This window comes from Streptomyces sp. NPDC101132 (assembly GCF_044759225.1).
Classification (GTDB): domain Bacteria; phylum Actinomycetota; class Actinomycetes; order Streptomycetales; family Streptomycetaceae; genus Streptomyces.
This window is the reverse complement of the sequence record NZ_JBIVYX010000001.1, coordinates 285,147-300,850: the sequence shown is the minus strand read 5'-3', so window position 1 is coordinate 300,850 and position 15,704 is coordinate 285,147. Positions and strand designations below refer to the sequence as shown.

Annotated in this window: 11 protein-coding genes; all 11 read right to left on the bottom strand. The window is 71.6% G+C overall.

Annotated elements, in window-relative coordinates; translation table 11 throughout:
* Positions 1–28: 28 nt before the first annotated feature.
* Positions 29–1,402: an NUDIX domain-containing protein gene (locus ACIQUR_RS01415; protein ID WP_403328214.1), complete on the bottom strand. Its 1,374-nt coding sequence runs from the start codon at positions 1,400–1,402 to the stop codon at positions 29–31.
* A 145-nt stretch (positions 1,403–1,547) separates the two neighbouring features.
* Positions 1,548–2,882 carry an MFS transporter gene (locus ACIQUR_RS01410; protein WP_403328211.1) on the bottom strand — a complete coding sequence of 445 codons (1,335 nt, stop codon included), beginning with the start codon at positions 2,880–2,882 and terminating at the stop codon, positions 1,548–1,550.
* 46 nt (positions 2,883–2,928) lie between these two features.
* The gene (locus ACIQUR_RS01405) at positions 2,929–3,780 is read right to left on the bottom strand and encodes a 5'-3' exonuclease H3TH domain-containing protein (protein WP_403328209.1); all 852 of its coding nucleotides are present in this window, start codon (positions 3,778–3,780) and stop codon (positions 2,929–2,931) included.
* A gap of 113 nt (positions 3,781–3,893) precedes the next feature.
* Complete coding sequence (locus ACIQUR_RS01400; protein ID WP_403328466.1) at positions 3,894–5,759, bottom strand: ABC transporter ATP-binding protein; 1,866 nt, start codon at positions 5,757–5,759, stop codon at positions 3,894–3,896.
* A gap of 517 nt (positions 5,760–6,276) precedes the next feature.
* Complete coding sequence (locus ACIQUR_RS01395) at positions 6,277–7,377, bottom strand: hypothetical protein (RefSeq protein ID WP_403328206.1); 1,101 nt, start codon at positions 7,375–7,377, stop codon at positions 6,277–6,279.
* Between the two features lie 85 nt (positions 7,378–7,462).
* The gene (fxlM, locus tag ACIQUR_RS01390; RefSeq protein WP_403328203.1) at positions 7,463–9,532 is read right to left on the bottom strand and encodes a methyltransferase, FxLD system; all 2,070 of its coding nucleotides are present in this window, start codon (positions 9,530–9,532) and stop codon (positions 7,463–7,465) included.
* Between the two features lie 67 nt (positions 9,533–9,599).
* Complete coding sequence (locus ACIQUR_RS01385) at positions 9,600–10,868, bottom strand: lanthionine synthetase C family protein (protein WP_403328200.1); 1,269 nt, start codon at positions 10,866–10,868, stop codon at positions 9,600–9,602.
* Positions 10,868–13,936: a lantibiotic dehydratase gene (locus ACIQUR_RS01380; RefSeq protein WP_403328197.1), complete on the bottom strand. Its 3,069-nt coding sequence runs from the start codon at positions 13,934–13,936 to the stop codon at positions 10,868–10,870. The genes ACIQUR_RS01385 and ACIQUR_RS01380 overlap by 1 nt, the downstream gene beginning before the upstream one ends.
* A gap of 78 nt (positions 13,937–14,014) precedes the next feature.
* Positions 14,015–14,164 (bottom strand): FxLD family lanthipeptide, encoded by a 150-nt coding sequence (locus ACIQUR_RS01375; RefSeq protein WP_351649372.1) that lies wholly within the window; start codon positions 14,162–14,164, stop codon positions 14,015–14,017.
* Positions 14,165–14,654: 490 nt separating this feature from the next.
* Positions 14,655–15,131 (bottom strand): hypothetical protein, encoded by a 477-nt coding sequence (locus ACIQUR_RS01370; protein WP_403328194.1) that lies wholly within the window; start codon positions 15,129–15,131, stop codon positions 14,655–14,657.
* Positions 15,132–15,139: 8 nt separating this feature from the next.
* The gene (locus tag ACIQUR_RS01365) at positions 15,140–15,607 is read right to left on the bottom strand and encodes a hypothetical protein (protein WP_403328191.1); all 468 of its coding nucleotides are present in this window, start codon (positions 15,605–15,607) and stop codon (positions 15,140–15,142) included.
* Positions 15,608–15,704 lie beyond the last annotated feature (97 nt).

The window sequence follows — 15,704 nt, the reverse complement described above, 5'->3', positions numbered from 1 at the left end:
GGGATTACGGACGGGATGCGCGGGGCGGTCAGGTCCACCCGAGCTCGGTGTAGGGACGTCCAGCGCGGATGCCTTCGATCGCCGCGCGGGTGTAGGGGACGATCGGCTTGGGGAGGGCGTCGGCGGGCCACCAGCCCCAGGAGACGCACCGGTCCGGCTCCCGGACCTCAGGCGTTCCGGTCCACTGCCGGGCGCGGAAGACGAACCCGATTCTGGGCTGGTCTCCGGGCTTGTCGACCATGTGCACCACGTGGGCGAGCTCGACGTCGGCCGGGTCGATTAGCAATCCGGCCTCTTCCTGCGCCTCGCGGACCAGGCAGGCGACCGCGGACTCCTGCTCGCAGTGCCCGGCGAGGAAGTGGTGGGTGCCGCCGGCGTACGCGGAGTCGGGGTGGCGCAGGCCGAGCAGCACCTGCCCGTCGCGTTCCAGGTAGAGGTGGACGCCGACGATGTGCGGAACGCTGGTGCTGCCCGCCTTCGGCCTGTTCGGCCCGAGGGCTCCGTCCTGGGGTGCCGTCGTGCTGCGGGCGGCGTGCTGGGCGTGCTGGCGTACGAGGTCCAGGGTGGAGGGGCTCAGCCTCAGGCGCTCCATGGTGTCGGGGTGGAACCAGGCCAGCATCACGCCCTCGGTGAGCGGCAGTCGGGCGGGGTCGCCGTTCCATCGGGCGGTGAACACCTGCACTGGTACGGTCAGCCCGTCCGTGCCGGTGGCGAGCTCGACGGCGAACGGCTCCAGCCCGGCCGGCTCGAGCCCGGCTTCCTCCCGCAGTTCGCGACGGACGGTGTCTTCGAGCGAGGTGTCGCCGGGCTCGCGGCCTCCGCCGAGCAGTGCCCAGGCCCCGGGCTCCCAGATGCCAGGGGTGTCATCGCGCAGGTGCAGCAGGTAGCGGCCGTGCCCGTCGTGGATCAGTGCCGAGGCGTTGACCGGCTCGATGCGGCCGTCGAGCCCGGACGAGGTGAGCTTCTCCCGCAGCTGCGGGGCCGTGACCTTGTCGAAGGCGACCCACTGCGGGGCCGAGACCTCCTCCGGCTGCACCGAGACCTCGACTTCCCTGTCCACTAGCTGGAAGACAAAGCGGAAGTCCCAATGCTGGTGCGCGACCTCGCCCTTGGCGGGGTTGACGTCGATGTCGAAGACGTCGATGTCGATGGGCAGGGGACCGTAGGTGGCGGTGGCGCACAGGGCGCCGGGCGGGATGCCGACCTCCTCGTGGACCTCGCGCAGCGCCGTCTCCAGCAGCGAGCGATCATCTGCCTCGACGTGCCCGCCGGGTGCCAGCAACAGCCCGAACGTGTTGTGGTGGACGAGCAGGACCCGGCGGCCGTGGTCGACGACGACCGCGCTGCACGTGATGTGCCCCGGCAAGGTCGAGCGGCTCGTGGGCTCAGCGTCTTCGTCCACCAGCTGCAACAGGGGGGCCAGCAAGGGCACTTCAGCCGGGTTCCGTTCCAGGTAGGCGGTGACGAGATCGCGGATGTGTGAGCGGGCGGGTGGCAAGAGGGCCTCACAGGTCGATGGGACGGCGGGGTGGGGGAGTCGGCGGCGTTCATGGGCGTGGTGCTGGTTGATCGGAGTTGGCGGGCGGCTGTTCCCAACCGGCGGGAGCGGATTCGTCCTCGGCGAGCCGGGCGGGGGCATCGGGCATTCGACGCAGGGCCCGCATGGGCGAGCAGGCCAGGACGAGGAGCGGGACCGCGAGGAGGGCGGCACCGACGGCCAGCGCGGGACGTACGCCCGTCGAGGTGCCCAAGATCCCGGCGAGGAGGGCGCCCGCGGGGCGGGCGGCGGAGGTCAGGCAGGTGGACACGGCCTGCATCCGGGCCTGCATGGCCGACTCGGTGATGATCTGCCTGATCGAACGCTGGGTCGTGCCCGCTGCACCCGCGCAGGCGAGCTGGACGAACAGAGCCGCGGTGATCGCGACCTGCCAGGGAAGGCCGGGGGCGGCGAGGAGCAGGGGAACCTGGGTGCAGGGGGTCAGGGCGAGGGCACCGAGCATCATCGGGCCGGGTCCGTAGCGCCTGCTGAGGGCGGGGGCGGCCAGCGCCCCGGCCGCAGCGCCCAGGGCGCCAACACCGAGGACTGTTCCGAAGACGGTCGGGGTCATCGCCAGGTCCCGCAGCAGGTAGAGCGCCCACAACGTGTTCAGGAGCGCCAAGGCAAAGGAGGTCGTCGAGTTGACCGCGGTGAGCACCGCAAGCCGGTGGTTGCTGGCCACGTACCGCAGGCCCTCGCCGATCTCGCGCCGCAGCCTCGGCGAGGCCTCCGGGGCGCGGTGGGGTTCGCGGACCTGGATCCGGGCGGTGCACCAGATGCTGAAGACGTAGGACAGGACGTCGCCTAGGAGGGCGCGGGCCGGGCCGAGCAGCGTGGTCAGGGCCGCGCCCAGGTTGCTTCCGCCGGTGGCCGCGACGGCGAACAGGGCCCCCACCCGGGAGTTGCTGCGCTGGATCAGGGATCTGTCGACCAGGCTCGGCAGCAGGCTGATCGCCGCGGCGTCGTGGAGGACGCCGGCGGCGCCCTGGACGGCGGCGACGATCATCAGGTGCGTCAGGGTCAAGGCGTTCAGGGCGGCGGCCGCCGGCAGGGTCGCCAGCGCGGTGGCGCTGGCCAGGTCGCCGATGATCATGAGGGGGCGCTTCGGGTACCGGTCAGCCAGGGCGCCTGCGTGCAGGGCGAGCAGTGCGGGCGGGAGCTGTCCGATGAACGCCAGCAGGGCGACTTGCCCGGTGGTCGCGCCCAGGACGAGGACGGCCAGCACGGGCAGCGCCATCGAGGAGATCGAGCTGCCGGCGACGCTTGCGGTCTGCCCGGTCAGGTACCGGCGGAAGTGCCTCCACAGCGAGGCGGTCGGCGCGGACCCGGCGGGAGCGGCGGTCATCGGGAACCTCCCGGCGGTGAGGGGACGCTCGTGTCGAGAGGTACCGTCACCACAGACCGGCCGCCTTCATCAGGTCGGCCGGGGTCGGGAGTTCGCCGGTGGCCCTGCCGGTGAGCGGGGCGCGGCAGGTGATACCGGTGTTCAGGAGGTGCAGGGACCGCCAGCGCATCACGTCGTCCCAGCAGGCGCGGGTGCGGGCCAAGGGCTTCGCCAGCCGGCCCGCAGCGGTGAGGGGGAGATCCTCGAGTCGGCGGCCTCCGGCCAGGAGCCGGGCCGCGGTCACCGGTCCGATCCCGGGCACGCCGGGCAGGTTGTCCGCCGGGTCGCCGGTCAGGGCGCGGAAGTCCGCCCACTGGCCCGGCGTGACGCCGTAGCGCTCCATGACGGTGCTCGCGGTGACGAACTGCCGTCCCGGCGGCGCCTGCGGGCTGAGGATCCGAACGCCCGGCCCGGTCAGGAGGCCGTAGAGGTCGCGGTCCCCGGAGAGCGCCACCACGGGTCGCCCGTCTGCGACGGCACGCCATGCGAGGGAGGCCAGGACGTCGTCGCCTTCGGCGCCGGGAACCTCCACCCACCGCACCCGGGCCAGGTCCAGCATTCGCTTCAGTGGGGCCAGCGCCTGGATGGGACTGTGGTCGGCGCTCGCTCGGGTCGCCTTGTACCCGGCGTCGGCCCTTGCCCGTGCGGCTGCGCCGTCCTCGGCGTCGAAGACCACGATCACCTCGTGGCCGGGGCACAGCTCGCGGTGGTGTTTGCGCAGCAGGGCGCTGAACCCGAAGGCGCCCGTGACGTCCGTGCCGTCGAGCGCCTCGAACCGCTTTGGGAACCCGAAGTGCGCCCGGTACAGCAGGTGGTGGCCGTCGACGAGGAGGAGCGGCACCGGCGCCTCCGTGGACATCGTGGTGCCTCCCGGCATCCCGAGCGCCTGCCACCGCGACGCCCGGGCCCCCCGAGCAAGGCAGCCTGCCAGGGTATCGGTCTGCGCGTGGCTCGCGGCCGGAGGCGCGGTCGTCATGCGGGCTCCTGTCCAACGGTGTCCAGCGCGTCGGCCGGGCGCGGGCCGGGGACGGCGTCGTTGAACGCGGCGGCCTGCACCTGGTAGGCGTCCCGGAAATCGCCGGTGCCGCCGCTGCCCATCAGCTCGGCGAAGGTGCCCGACTCGGCGACCTGGCCGTCCTTCATGACGTGGATGACGTCGGCGTGGCGTACGGAGTGCAGGCGGTGCGTGATCAGCACGACCGTCTGCCCTGTCTCGGCCAGCGCGCGGATCTGGTCGAAGACCTTCTGCTCAGCGAGCGCGTCCAGGGCGCTGGTGGGCTCGTCGACCACCAGGATCCCGGCGTTCTTGTACCAGGCGCGGCTGATCCCGATCATCTGCCACTCCCCACCCGAGGCGTCCTGCCCGCCCTTGAAGCCGCGGCCCAGGAGGGTGCCGATGCCGCGCGGCAGGCGGGAGACGAACCGGTCGGCGCCGGAGAAGGCGGCGGCCTCGTTCACGGCGGTGTCGTCGATGGGGCTGGTGGGACGGCCGATGCCGATGTTGACGCGGGCGGTGAACGGCCACCGGAAGAACGACTGGGACATGAGGGCGATGCGGGCGAAGATCTGCCGGCGGTCGGCCTTGGCCGCGTCCACCCCGTCCCACCAGATCGTGCCGCCGCCCGCGTCGGGCAGGTAGAGGCCCGCGAGGAGCTTGATCAGGGTGGACTTGCCCGATCCGTTCGCCCCGACGAGGGCGATGACCTTGCCCATGGGGAAGGACAGCGAGACCTCCCGCAGCGTGGGTTCCGGCGTCTGGCCGTCGCCGGCGGGGTAGGTGAAGGAGACCTTCTCGAAGCGGACTTCCCGCACCCGCTCGGGCAGGTCCTCGCCCGTGTCCGCAATGGCCCGGGCCCGGGCTTCGGCACACAGACGTTCGAAGTCGGCGACGAACAGGGACTCCTGGTGGAGGTCTGCCATCTGCACGACGAGGCTGTCCAGACTGGCCGATCCGGTCCGGATGGCCAGGACCGCAGTCCCGGCGACCGCCAGGTCCATCCTCCCGCTCCACAGGAACAGCCCCAGCGCCCCGTAGGTGAGGAGGGTCGCGGCGCCGGACGCAGCGTCGGCGATCAGCCCAATCCGGGCGGCGTTGCGGGCCAGGCGGGTCTGCTCGCGTTCGCTGGTCTCGGCCATCTCCCGGAAGTGCTCCAGGAGGAAGCCCCCGACCTCGTGGACGCGGACTTCCGCGGCAGCCTCCCGCTGCGTCAGGAGCTGGCCGAGGAGGTGCCCGGCACGGGCGTGCTGGACGAAGGTGTGGAAGGAGATGTAGCGCTGCTTGGAGATGGTCAGCGACCGCCAGGCGCTCGGCACCGTCATCAGGACCAGCAGGGGCAGCAACGCCGGGTGGAGAACGGTCAGGACCCCGCCCGCGGCGATGAGGGAGATGCCCGAGTTCAGGGTGTTGGTGCAGTAGCGGATCATGCGGCGGGCGGAGTCGGCGCCATAGCGGGCGGCATCCAGGAGCCGGTGGAACTCGTCGTCCTCGATGGCCGCGAGTTCCACCCGGTACACGAGGGCGAGGTACTGCTCGGTGGCGACCCGCTGGACCTTCGGCTCCAGCTCCCCGGTCGCGGCTGTGGAGGCGGACCGCAGCAGCGAGCCCAGCAGCGCGGCAAGCGCGACCAGGGCGAGCGCCGGCACGGCCCGGGCCAGGCGCTCGTTGGTCACGCCGCCCGCGAGGAGGTGGCCCAGGACGCTGTTGACGGCGACCAGTCCGACCGCCTGGGTGATGCCGCGCCCGACCTCGGCGCCGAGCATGACGCGCAGGGCGCGGGCGTCCGCGAGGTGGGCGAGCCGGAGCCCGGTGCCGATCATGCGCGGTAAGGACCTGGCCATGGTCCACAGGCCGAGCTTGAGCCAGACGCCCTCGTGGCGGTCCCAGCCGACGTCGTACGCCAGCTCGCCGCCGAAGAGCAGCCGCTCAGACTCCGACACACCCGCGGCGTCGGATCCACTTGCCGAGTCCTTGCTCACGCAGCCCTCCCGAAATCCGGTCGTGAGCCGCGGCAGCAGGACGGTAAGGCGTCAACACGATCCCCACCCATAGAGGGCCGACACGGGGCAGGCGCGTGATGTTCGATTAATGGGAGGGTGTCGAGGTGCTTCGGCAGGAGATTCACGGGGTCCTCCGGATGGGCGCACGACTGGCACTGGTGCTCTAAGAACGGCTCCGATCTGGGTCCGTCACGGCCGGATCGGAGGCAAAACGGGAACGAATGTTCTCGTCTGGCTGAGTGGGCTTGGCGCGTCTGGGTCTGTGGCGTTGAAACTCGCTCGAACAGGGGCGTGTCACCCGGGCGGAGGATTGCCGACCGCGTGCGTTCTGCCGGACCGGTTTGGGCACCTGGGCGATTCAGGCGGCCGACAGGCTGTCTCTGATCACTCGGTCGCTCCGATGCAGTGCCGTGTCCAATGCACTACGCAGGCGCGCGGGTACGGCGCCGGAGCCCAGAGCACAGGCTGCGACGAGGTCGTGGCAGTCCTGGAGCTGTCTCGGGGCGGCGAGCCCGGTGAACAGCGAGTCGTGCAGCACCTCGCGGGCGGCGAAGCCGTCACGTGTACCGACGATGTCCCGGTGCAACTCGTTCGTGATGCGGTACGCGGCCGGGCTCGCCGAGGAGGCGATGGTGTCCAGGGCTGTGAGGCGCAGGCGGGTGTCGAAGACCGTCATACCCTGCTCGGCGGGGACGGCGCGGAGGGCGACTTCGAGTTCGTTCTCCTGGCTGTGGTTCAAGTCGCCGCAGGCGCGGAGGCATAGGGCGTGGAGGCAGGCGGTGACGGCGTGCTCCCACGGCTCGCCGGCGGCGGTGTCGGCGATGAGTTCGGCGGCGTGCTCGGTGTCGCCGCTGGTGAGGGCGGCGACGACGGCGATCTGCCGGCCGTCGAACATCCGCTTGCCGATGCCTTGGTGTTTGCGGGTGTGTGCGAGGGCTTCGGCCCACCGGCCGCTGCTGGTGAGGGTGCGTGAGCCATCGGCGAGGAGGACTCGCCACAGCCATGCGCGTACTTCCTGCCGGTCGTCTTCGGACTGGACCAGGGCGGGTGGGATGTGTACATCGTCGAATCGGTCGGCGGTGCCGTTCGTGACGGCGTCGAAGAGGCGCAGAAGACGGTTGCGTCCTTCGTCGGGGTGTCCGGCGCGGATCTTCAGGCGGGCCAGGTTGACGACAGGCTCGAGGGCCCGGACCGCGGCCGTGGCGGGGAGTGGGGTGGCGTGCAGGTAGGCGTCGGCGTGCTGGTGGCATAGCTGGTGGGCGAGGTCGGGCAGTCCGACGTCGCTGGCGATCAGGGCGGCCTGGTTGTAGACGGCCGAGGCGAGCCCCTGGTCCGCGTGGGCGGCGGCGGTCTCGGAGAGGGCTGCGAGGGCCTGGACGCGGTCGGGAAGAGGAAGGCAGGCGGGCCGGAAGCGTGAGACGAGGGGGAAGCGCCGGGCTAACTGGCCGTGCGGGTCCATGGAATTCTCCGAGGGGTCGGCCCGACGTGTGGTGCCCGCTGCCGGAGATGGGGGCGGCGGGCACCACACGGTCAGGGACGCACGGTCAGTTGAAGTCGATGACGATCCGGTTCAGGGGCGTGTCGACGGCGAACTGGCCGGGACGTTCCTCGGGAACCGGCGCCTGGAGGGACTGGAGCTCGAAGCTGGCTTCCCGGCCGCGGTAGGTGCGGTCCCAGGTACGGATGGCCTCAGCGACCCGGGCGGCGAGCTCGTCGCTGCCGGGGCCGTGGCCGATGACGCCGAACTCCCACAGCTTGCCGCCCTCGGGGGTGGTCTGGTCCGAGAGGCGCCGTGCGAGGTAGGTCAGGGCGCCCTTGTCGATGACCGCGCTGGAGGAGGGGTAGGGGTCCTCGGCGAGGGTGGTGCCCTTCGCAGAGGCCGGGAACAGCATCCTGATCAGGCCGGAGTCGAAGGAGCAGCTGACGAAGAGCTCCATCCACTCGGGCGATTCCATGGCGCGGACCGTCATCCCAGTCCACTCCTCGACCCGCGGTTCTTCGAGCACACCGGCCAGCGCCTCGGCGTCGATGGGCGTTCCGGCCGGCGCCTGCAGGCGTACGGTCCCGTCCGCGACGAGGGAGATGATCCGCCGGTCGTCGTCCGCGATGCCGCGGCGCAGAGGCATGAAGGTGTTCATCTCGCTGCCGAAGGAGACCCACCGGCCGTCTCGGCGTTCGTAGACGATGGAGCGGGAGACGCTGCCCTTGATCCGCTGGGGAACGACGAGCCGCCCGTCCGGCGCGAGCTGGTCGAGCCAGGCGTGCGGGATGCCGTGGGCGCCGACGGTCGCGATGATCCGGTCGTACGGCGACCCGTCGGCGTAGCCGACGGCTCCGTCGCGGGTCAGGGCTTCGACGTTCGTGTACCCGGCGGCGGCCAGGTGCGCGCGGGCGCCCTCGACGAGGTCGTCGTCCACGTCGATGGTGGTGACGTGACCGGTGTCGCCGACGAGGTGGGCGATGAGGGCTGCGTTGTAGCCGGTGCCGGCGCCGAGTTCGAGGATGCGCTCGCCGGGCTGGGCTTCGAGCTGGTCGAGCATGAGGGCGACCACGGCGGGCTGGGAGGCGCAGGAGATGGACGTGCCGTCGGTGTCGTACTTCACGTGGACCGGCTGGTTGGCATAGGCCTCCTGGAGCGAGGCGTCGGGCACGAACAGGTGCCGGGGCACGGTGCGCAGTGCGGCCTCTGCGGCCGGGTTGGTGGCGCGGCCCTCTTGGCGGATCTGGTCGACGAGGGCGTTGCGGAGCTGTTCCGCGGTCGGGTCGGGGGTGGTGCGCGTGTCGGTGTTCACCGATCCGACGCTATCGGCGGACGGGGTGCCGTCGGGGGTGGTTGCGGGGGTGTCGCTCGTTCCCATGATGGCCTTTCGGGCGAGGTTGGACAGGGCGCTTTGGTCCTCCAGTGGGAGGCTGGCCCGGTTGAAGTGGAAGATGGTGTGGTGGGCGAGGACAGCTCTCAGTCCTCGGCGCAGGCGGCCTTCGTGGTTGAGGACGGCGAGTGCGGTCCCGGCCCGCGCGAAGGCGCGGACCCAGTCGGCATGGCCGTGGAGCGGGCCGTCCTCCCGGCACAGGCTGCGGGCGTCGACGGTCAACAGGGAGTGCATGGCCGCGTCCAGCTCGGAAGCGAGGATCGGCGGGGCCGGGCGTTCGGCTGCGACCTTGTCCCAGACGTCTCCCTGTTCGTACCAGTCGAGACCGGCAGCGCGCATCATCGCGCTGACGAGGAGGACTGCGGTCTCGCGACGACCGAGGTGCCCCGCCTGGACGGGGTAGGTCAGCAGGTGGCGGCTGTCGGCGTGGAACAGCTCGTGGGCCGCCTCCATGCCCTCGGCCCCGCCGAAGGCCAGGGTCTCAGGCTCGTAGATGGCGGGAATCCACTGCCGGACCTGGTCGTCTTGGACGAGCCCGGTGAGGGCACCCCACAGGGTGGGGGTCTCGTCGGCGGCGGTGCGTACGCGCAGCTTCCACGGCTGCTTGTTCAGGAACCACCAGGCGGAAATTTCCCCCCGGTCCTCGGCTGTGAGCAGGGCGGGGCCGAGCGTCTGGGGAATCACGTGCTGCGCGGTGGCGCGGTCCCGGAAGGTGACGTTGATCTGGTGCCAGGTGCCCTGCATCGGTGAGGTCCTTCAAGTAGGTGGACGACGGGGTGTGTCGTGTGTGTTGGTTTCGCGCGGGGGCCGTTCAGGCGATGAGCAGGCAGGTGTCCCAGGAGGTTTGGGGCGGGGTGCCGGTGGCTGGAGCCAGGAGGGCCAGGGCGATTCCCGCGGCGCCGTCGAGGAGCCCAGGGTCGGGTTCCGGCGTCTGGAGGAGCCCGGCTGCGGCGGCTGCCGGGTCGCTGCCAGGGGGGTGCACAGCGGACAGCAGCGCGGGGAGCACTGCCCGGAGTTGACCGGCGGTAAGGGCCAGGGCGTCCGAGGCTGCCCGGGCGGCGATGTGTGCGAGGCCGGCGAAGCCGTGGCACAGACCGTTGTCGGTGGTCTCGCGGAGCTGCTGGGGGTCGGTCAGCGCTGCCAGAAGGCTGTGCTCGGCGGCGAGCTGTCGTCTCCGGTCCCCGAGGGCGATGGCGGCGAGCTGCTGCGCGCGGGCGAGGCCGGCGGTGCCGTAGCACCAGGAGGGTCGCTGTGGCCCCACGGGCAAGTGGTCGGTGCGTAGGGCGGGCAGGGTGACCCAGTACGGCCAGGCCGGTCCCCTGCCGCTGTCGACTTCCCAGCGGTCCAGCCAGTGAAGGATGGTGGCGATGGCATCCCGGTGACCTGAGGCCATCGTCCCGCGGATTGAGGCGAGCGCAAGGAGGGCAAGGACGCCTCCGATGCCGTGGGCGAGCCCGGTGTTGGCGTGCCCGTCCGGATAGCGGTGGTCGGGGCGGCCGGAAGGTCCGGACGCTGTCCACCAGCCGGGCACAGTCTCGCCCCGGTGGGTGAGCGGCTGGGTGAGCTGAACCAGGTAGTCGACGATGGCGCGGACGGTGTCGCTGTCGGGGCGTCGGCGTAGGAGGTAGGCGCCGTATCCGGTGAGACCGCGGATCGCGTCGAACTCCGCGAGCGCTGGGAGCTTTCCGGCTTCGATGCGCTGTTCGGCCGCGGCCAGGCGGCGGCGTGCGTCGCTGGTCACTTGTCGGTCCAGGGCATCGAGTGCGGTCCTGTATGCGCCGGGAAGGCGTTCGGCCGCGCACGCGAGGGTGTGGGCGAAGGCCGGGGCTCCGTAGAAGGCGTGGCTGTCGGCCCCGCTGGTCAGCGGCTGTCCGGCCACGGCGGTGAGCCAGGATTGCGCGCGGTCCCATGGCGCGAGGTCGGCGGCGGCGAGCTCGATGTGCAGCAACGCGATGCCGGGAGCGCCGTGGCCGAGGGACTGACGACGCCAGTGGGAGGCAGCCTGCGCGCCGAGTACGGCCGCCGGGTCGGCGAGCCGGTCGGCGATCTCCTGGGTAAGGCCGGAGGCGGGGCGGGGCATCAGCGGGACCTCCTGGCGGTCCAGGCGAGGGCTGCGGCCCGCGTGAGGTAGAGACAGACGGCTTCCTCTGCGAAGTCGACAGCGACGGCGCGGACGAAGTGGACGTGGAGCAGCGAGGTCAGCACGTCGTCGACGTCAATGCCTCGGGTAACCGGGCCGGGAAAGTGGTTCCGATACACGGCCAGGGCCTGGCTGCGGTCGCTCCAGGCATTCAGGATCGTCTCGCCGCCGGCGACAGACCGCAGGGCTGCCCAGCCGTCGTCAGGATTGGCGAGCGCGACGGCCTCGGTGAACTCCGGGCGGGTCACCCGTGCCGGGGGCGCGGGCGGGATGTGGTCGATCAGCCACGTCATCGCCTTCGCCGTACTGCCGAGGTAGGCGGCGGCGATGGCCACGCTGTGCGCGGCGACCAGCGCCCGCCGGAACGGCTGGCCCGCGCAGGTGAGCTGCGTGAGAACGGCTCGGGAGTCCGCTCGGAAGACCTCCTCGGCTGCAGCCCACGCCGGCCCCTCGCCCCACCTGCCCATCTCCGGATAGGAGGTGGCGTAGAGCAGATCCGCCACCAGCCCGGCGCGCCGGAGTTCGTCGGCCCATGCGCTCACCGTGCTCGCCGTGGCGGTGAAAGCCTCCGGGGTGGGCAGGGCGAACCGGAGCCGTAGGTGCTGGTCGGGGTCGCGGAACCGTACGAACCACCAGGGCGGCCCGCCGAGGCGCTCCAGGAGGTCCGGCAGGTGCTCCCCGAGTAGGACGTCCTGGCGGCGGATGTCCCCGTACACGCTGGCCAGAAGGACAGGTGAGACGGCGGGGGTGTGGACCAAGTCCCTCCGGACCGTGCGAGCTGCCGTGGGCTGGGGCAGGCGTGGCCAGGCCGGTGGACGGCTGGCCTTGAGAGGCACGACGATCTCGTGGGCCCGGCCGCCGCACCACCCCAGCTCGGCTACAGCCGGCGCCTCGGCGATCGTGATCGCACCGGCCCGGTCCAGTTCCTCGCGCAGCAGCGCCCTGTGCGCGGGGACGGTGAGGTCGAGGGGCAGGAGCCGGTCGCCCTCCCCGACGTGCACCGTCAGGGGAAGCTTGCGGGCGTCGCGCCAGGTGCCGAACGCCGCGTCCCATTCCTCCCACGGCCGGTCGGCCGCAGGCAGCTCTCGGGCGTTCAGCCGCCAGCGGGCCGGCGCCACGAGGATCCGGCCGGAGCGCAGGCGCGGAAGGTAGGGCAGATGGGCGGCGGCACCCCAGTCGAACGTGGTGACCTGCGCGCACTGGGCGCGGCCCAGCTCGGTGAGGAACCTGGCCAGGGGCGGGGTATGCGTGTCCAGATTCAGGGCATGCATCCCCACCGCCTCCACACGCTGCCCGCGACCAGGGGCTGCGAGGTACATCCGGCGCCCGTCGCAACCCACGGCCAGGTCGTCGACGGTCAGAACGTCCTCACCAGGAGGCCGGTGCTCGGCGAGGCTGATCACGGTCGGCAGCACACGAGGTGTCCGGGTGACGTGCGCGCTCTCCGGCAGCAGCGGGGGGAACGACAACTGCGCAACGATCGTGTCCTGGTCGGAAGCCGGAAGGTCACTGAGGTCGTCGATCAAAGCCTGCCGCTGCCCGGAGTCGAGCACCGGGAGGAACCGGCCCGTGCCGACCCCGGCGCCCCGGGACACGCTCACCACTTCCAGGCGGAAGTCTCCCCGCTCCAGCGCCCTGATGTCGGATGCCCGGAGCCTGAACCCGAGCTCAAGGTGGGGCGGGAGCCGTACCGGTTCGCTGCCCACGGTCAGGACTTCGATCGTGGCCTCGTCGAGGACGACCTCGCGGCGGCCGTCGAGGGCAGCTTGCTGCGCCAGCCGCAGCAGGACATGGTCGCGGTCCATCAACCGCGGTTTGAGGTCCGCGGGGCCGACGCCCGGGTACCCGTCGGGGTAGCCGATGCCGCTGTCGGCGACCACGTCGAGCACCGGAACCATGGAGCCGATCCCGAACCGCTCGTAGAACCGCATGTGGAACGCCTTCCAGGCTGCCGTCCCGAACGGCGCCGGGCTGACGCGGGCGAGCAAAAGTGCGGCCCGCTCGGCCTCCCGGGCGACGTCGTCCGGCAGTACGACGGACCCGGCCAGGCGCACGTCAACGGCGACCGGGTCCCGCCGTAGACGGGGGGTCAAGGCGCGCATCTGGGCACGGGCGGCCTCGTGCCTGTCGGAGTGGTGGAGTTCATCGTGGATGGCCCCCAGAGCGGCGAGGGTCTTCGATACCCCGACGACGTCGTCAGCGCCGATAGTGTCGAGCTGGGCCAGCAGGTAGCCGAGCGCATCGGTCTCCGTGCTCGGAGCATGCAAGGCGCTGACCAGGACGCCGACCCTCAACAGCTCCCGCACAAACCCGTTCACGGTGGGTTTCCCTGCTGAGGGGAACTCGGCCAGGACCTTCGCGACGACGTCTGCGACCGGGATCGGTGCCTGCGCGGCGGTGAGGACGGCAGCCACGGTGCCGGTCATCCGGACGGAGGCCTCGACCGCGCGTCGGCGGTCGGCTCCGGTATCCGTCCGGTACGGGACGACGAGACGATCGCCGCGTTCGGTGAGGGTGGTGTTGGCGACTACTGGAATCCGCTCCAGCAGCTCGGCGTCGGCCTCCAGCCGAGCGATGATCTCCGCCATCCATTCCGCGGACGCTCGGGCCACAGGCAGGTGCTCGCGTCCCCAGGCTGCATGGGCCGCGGCGCCGAAACCGGCGGTGGTGACGCCAGCGAAGTATCCGAAGGGCGTGGGGCGGCCGTGTGCTCGCAGCACGTACCGGGCCACCGAGAGTGCAGCTCGCCGCACATCGCGAGACCGGGGACGTTCGGCGGCCAGAAGGCCATCGATCTCACTGCCCAGTGCCGGGCTGGCGTGCCACAACGCCTTGCCGGTATGCGTGTCGCGGATCGCACGCAGCCAGGGAAGCTGCCCGGTGAAGTCCCCGGGTGACCGGTCGGCCAGGTCGGGCCAGGGCACCAGCGGAGGAGTGGGAGACGCCACCGCGCGCACGAGCGCCGTGAGGCCGGACCGAAACGCGGGGCTTGCCACCTGAACCTCCATGAAGGGTGAAAGGAACGGACGGACCGTTGCCGCCCCGCCGCTGGGCGGGACGGCACCGGTCAGGGCGGAGCGAGTGGGTCAGTGGACGCCGGTGGTGCAGGCGCCGCAGGTCGATCCGCAGCCGTCGTCGGTCAGCGTCTTCAGGGCGCCCGCGTCGCCGACCTCGACCAGCTCCACGTCCAGGTGGAACGCGTCCTTGGCTGTGGCCTTGGACTGGGCCTGGGTCATGCCCGGGTTGGGATTGGTGGCCATTGCAACTCCTTCTGCTGATTTGGTTTGTTCGGTGTGGTACTGGCCAGGGGCACGTGCCTGACGGCGCGCTTCCTGGCCTCCCCCTTCGGAAGCGCCGGAGAGGGAAGTCGTGGGCCGCGATTGCGGCGGGAGGGATCAGCCCCTGTCTCTGGGTGGTGCCGAGTGGCGCGGCGAGAGCCTGGCACCGGTGCGGTCTTCATAGAGCCGGGCCCGAGAGACCATCTGCCGGACCGTGCACCGGAGATACGCCTCGGCCAGCCAGCCTGCGATCGGCCCTGCCACCGGTACGGCGGCCAGCCGCTGCAGCAGCACGAGCCTGCGGCGCTGCACGGCCGTCACCGCAGTACTCCCACCGTGGTCGGTGGTCTTTTCCCCGGGAGGCCGGCGCAGGCATCGGCCAGGGCGGGCGCCGCATCGCGGCGGCCACGCTCGCCTTGGTGCTGCGCGGCAGGTAGTAGCGTGACGTTCACGCAACCGCCTCCACGGGCTCGGCAGGAACGTAGTGGCCCGGGCCGTAGGCCCCGTCCTCTTCGAAGCGCAGGGTCTTCTCCAACGTGAGGAACCGCAACGCTCGCTGGACGTGGTGGGGGAGGAGGCCGAACTCCTCGCCCAGCAGACCGGTCGGCAGTGCCGTCCCTGGCCGGTAGTGGCCAGCACGGATCCGGTCGCGGACGGCACCGTGCAGGCCGCGGTCGCGGGGGTGCGGTTCGCGCGTGCCGAGCCGGACCGGCACGTTCCCGGTATGCAGCACGATCTCGCCCAGGGAGTCCAGGCGCAGGAGCCCTTGGTGCACGTGCTTCACCGGCAGCCTCAAAGCCAGGGCCAGGTGTTTGGTGCGCGGCAGCGGGGCACCCGGCGGGTACACGGTGGTGACGTGCTGGTGCACGATGACGCAGGCCCGGTCCAGGATCCGCATGCTCTCCGGCCTCGTGGCAGCGGACACACCGACGGTCATGCCGAGGCCGCCGAGTACGCGGCAGGGGCGGGCCTTGTGGGCCACTGCCCGGGCCACCCCGAGGCGACAGGGGAGCACGCGCACGCACACCCTCCGGCCGCCGCCGAAGTAGCGGCGGACGGAGCCGGGGCCAGGACCTCGCCGGCGACCTCCTCCGTCATCCAGGCCAGTCGGCGCAGAAGGCCGATGTCCAGGGTGTCACGGCGCAGCCGGTCGCGGACCTCGCCCAGGAGACCGCACGCCCGCGCTCGCGTCTCCTCGGTAAGCCCGGTTTCGACGTGGCGGGAGGCCCGGTCCGTCAGCGAGCGGAGGTCCACAGCCAGGCCGGCAGTCAGCGGGCGGACCTCGCCCAAGTCCACCGCATCGTCGAGGACACGATTGAGGGTGTCCCAGAGGCCGCTGTCTTCGCTGGTGATGTCTTCGAGCCGGGAGACCGCGAGGGCACGCAGCAGACGCCAGGTCACCGGCTCCGCCTCGGACGGGGTGCGAGGGACACCGATCAGGGCACCTGGAATGCCCCTCCTTGGCGGTGACGGCGGAGAGGGTAAGCAGGACTGCGGC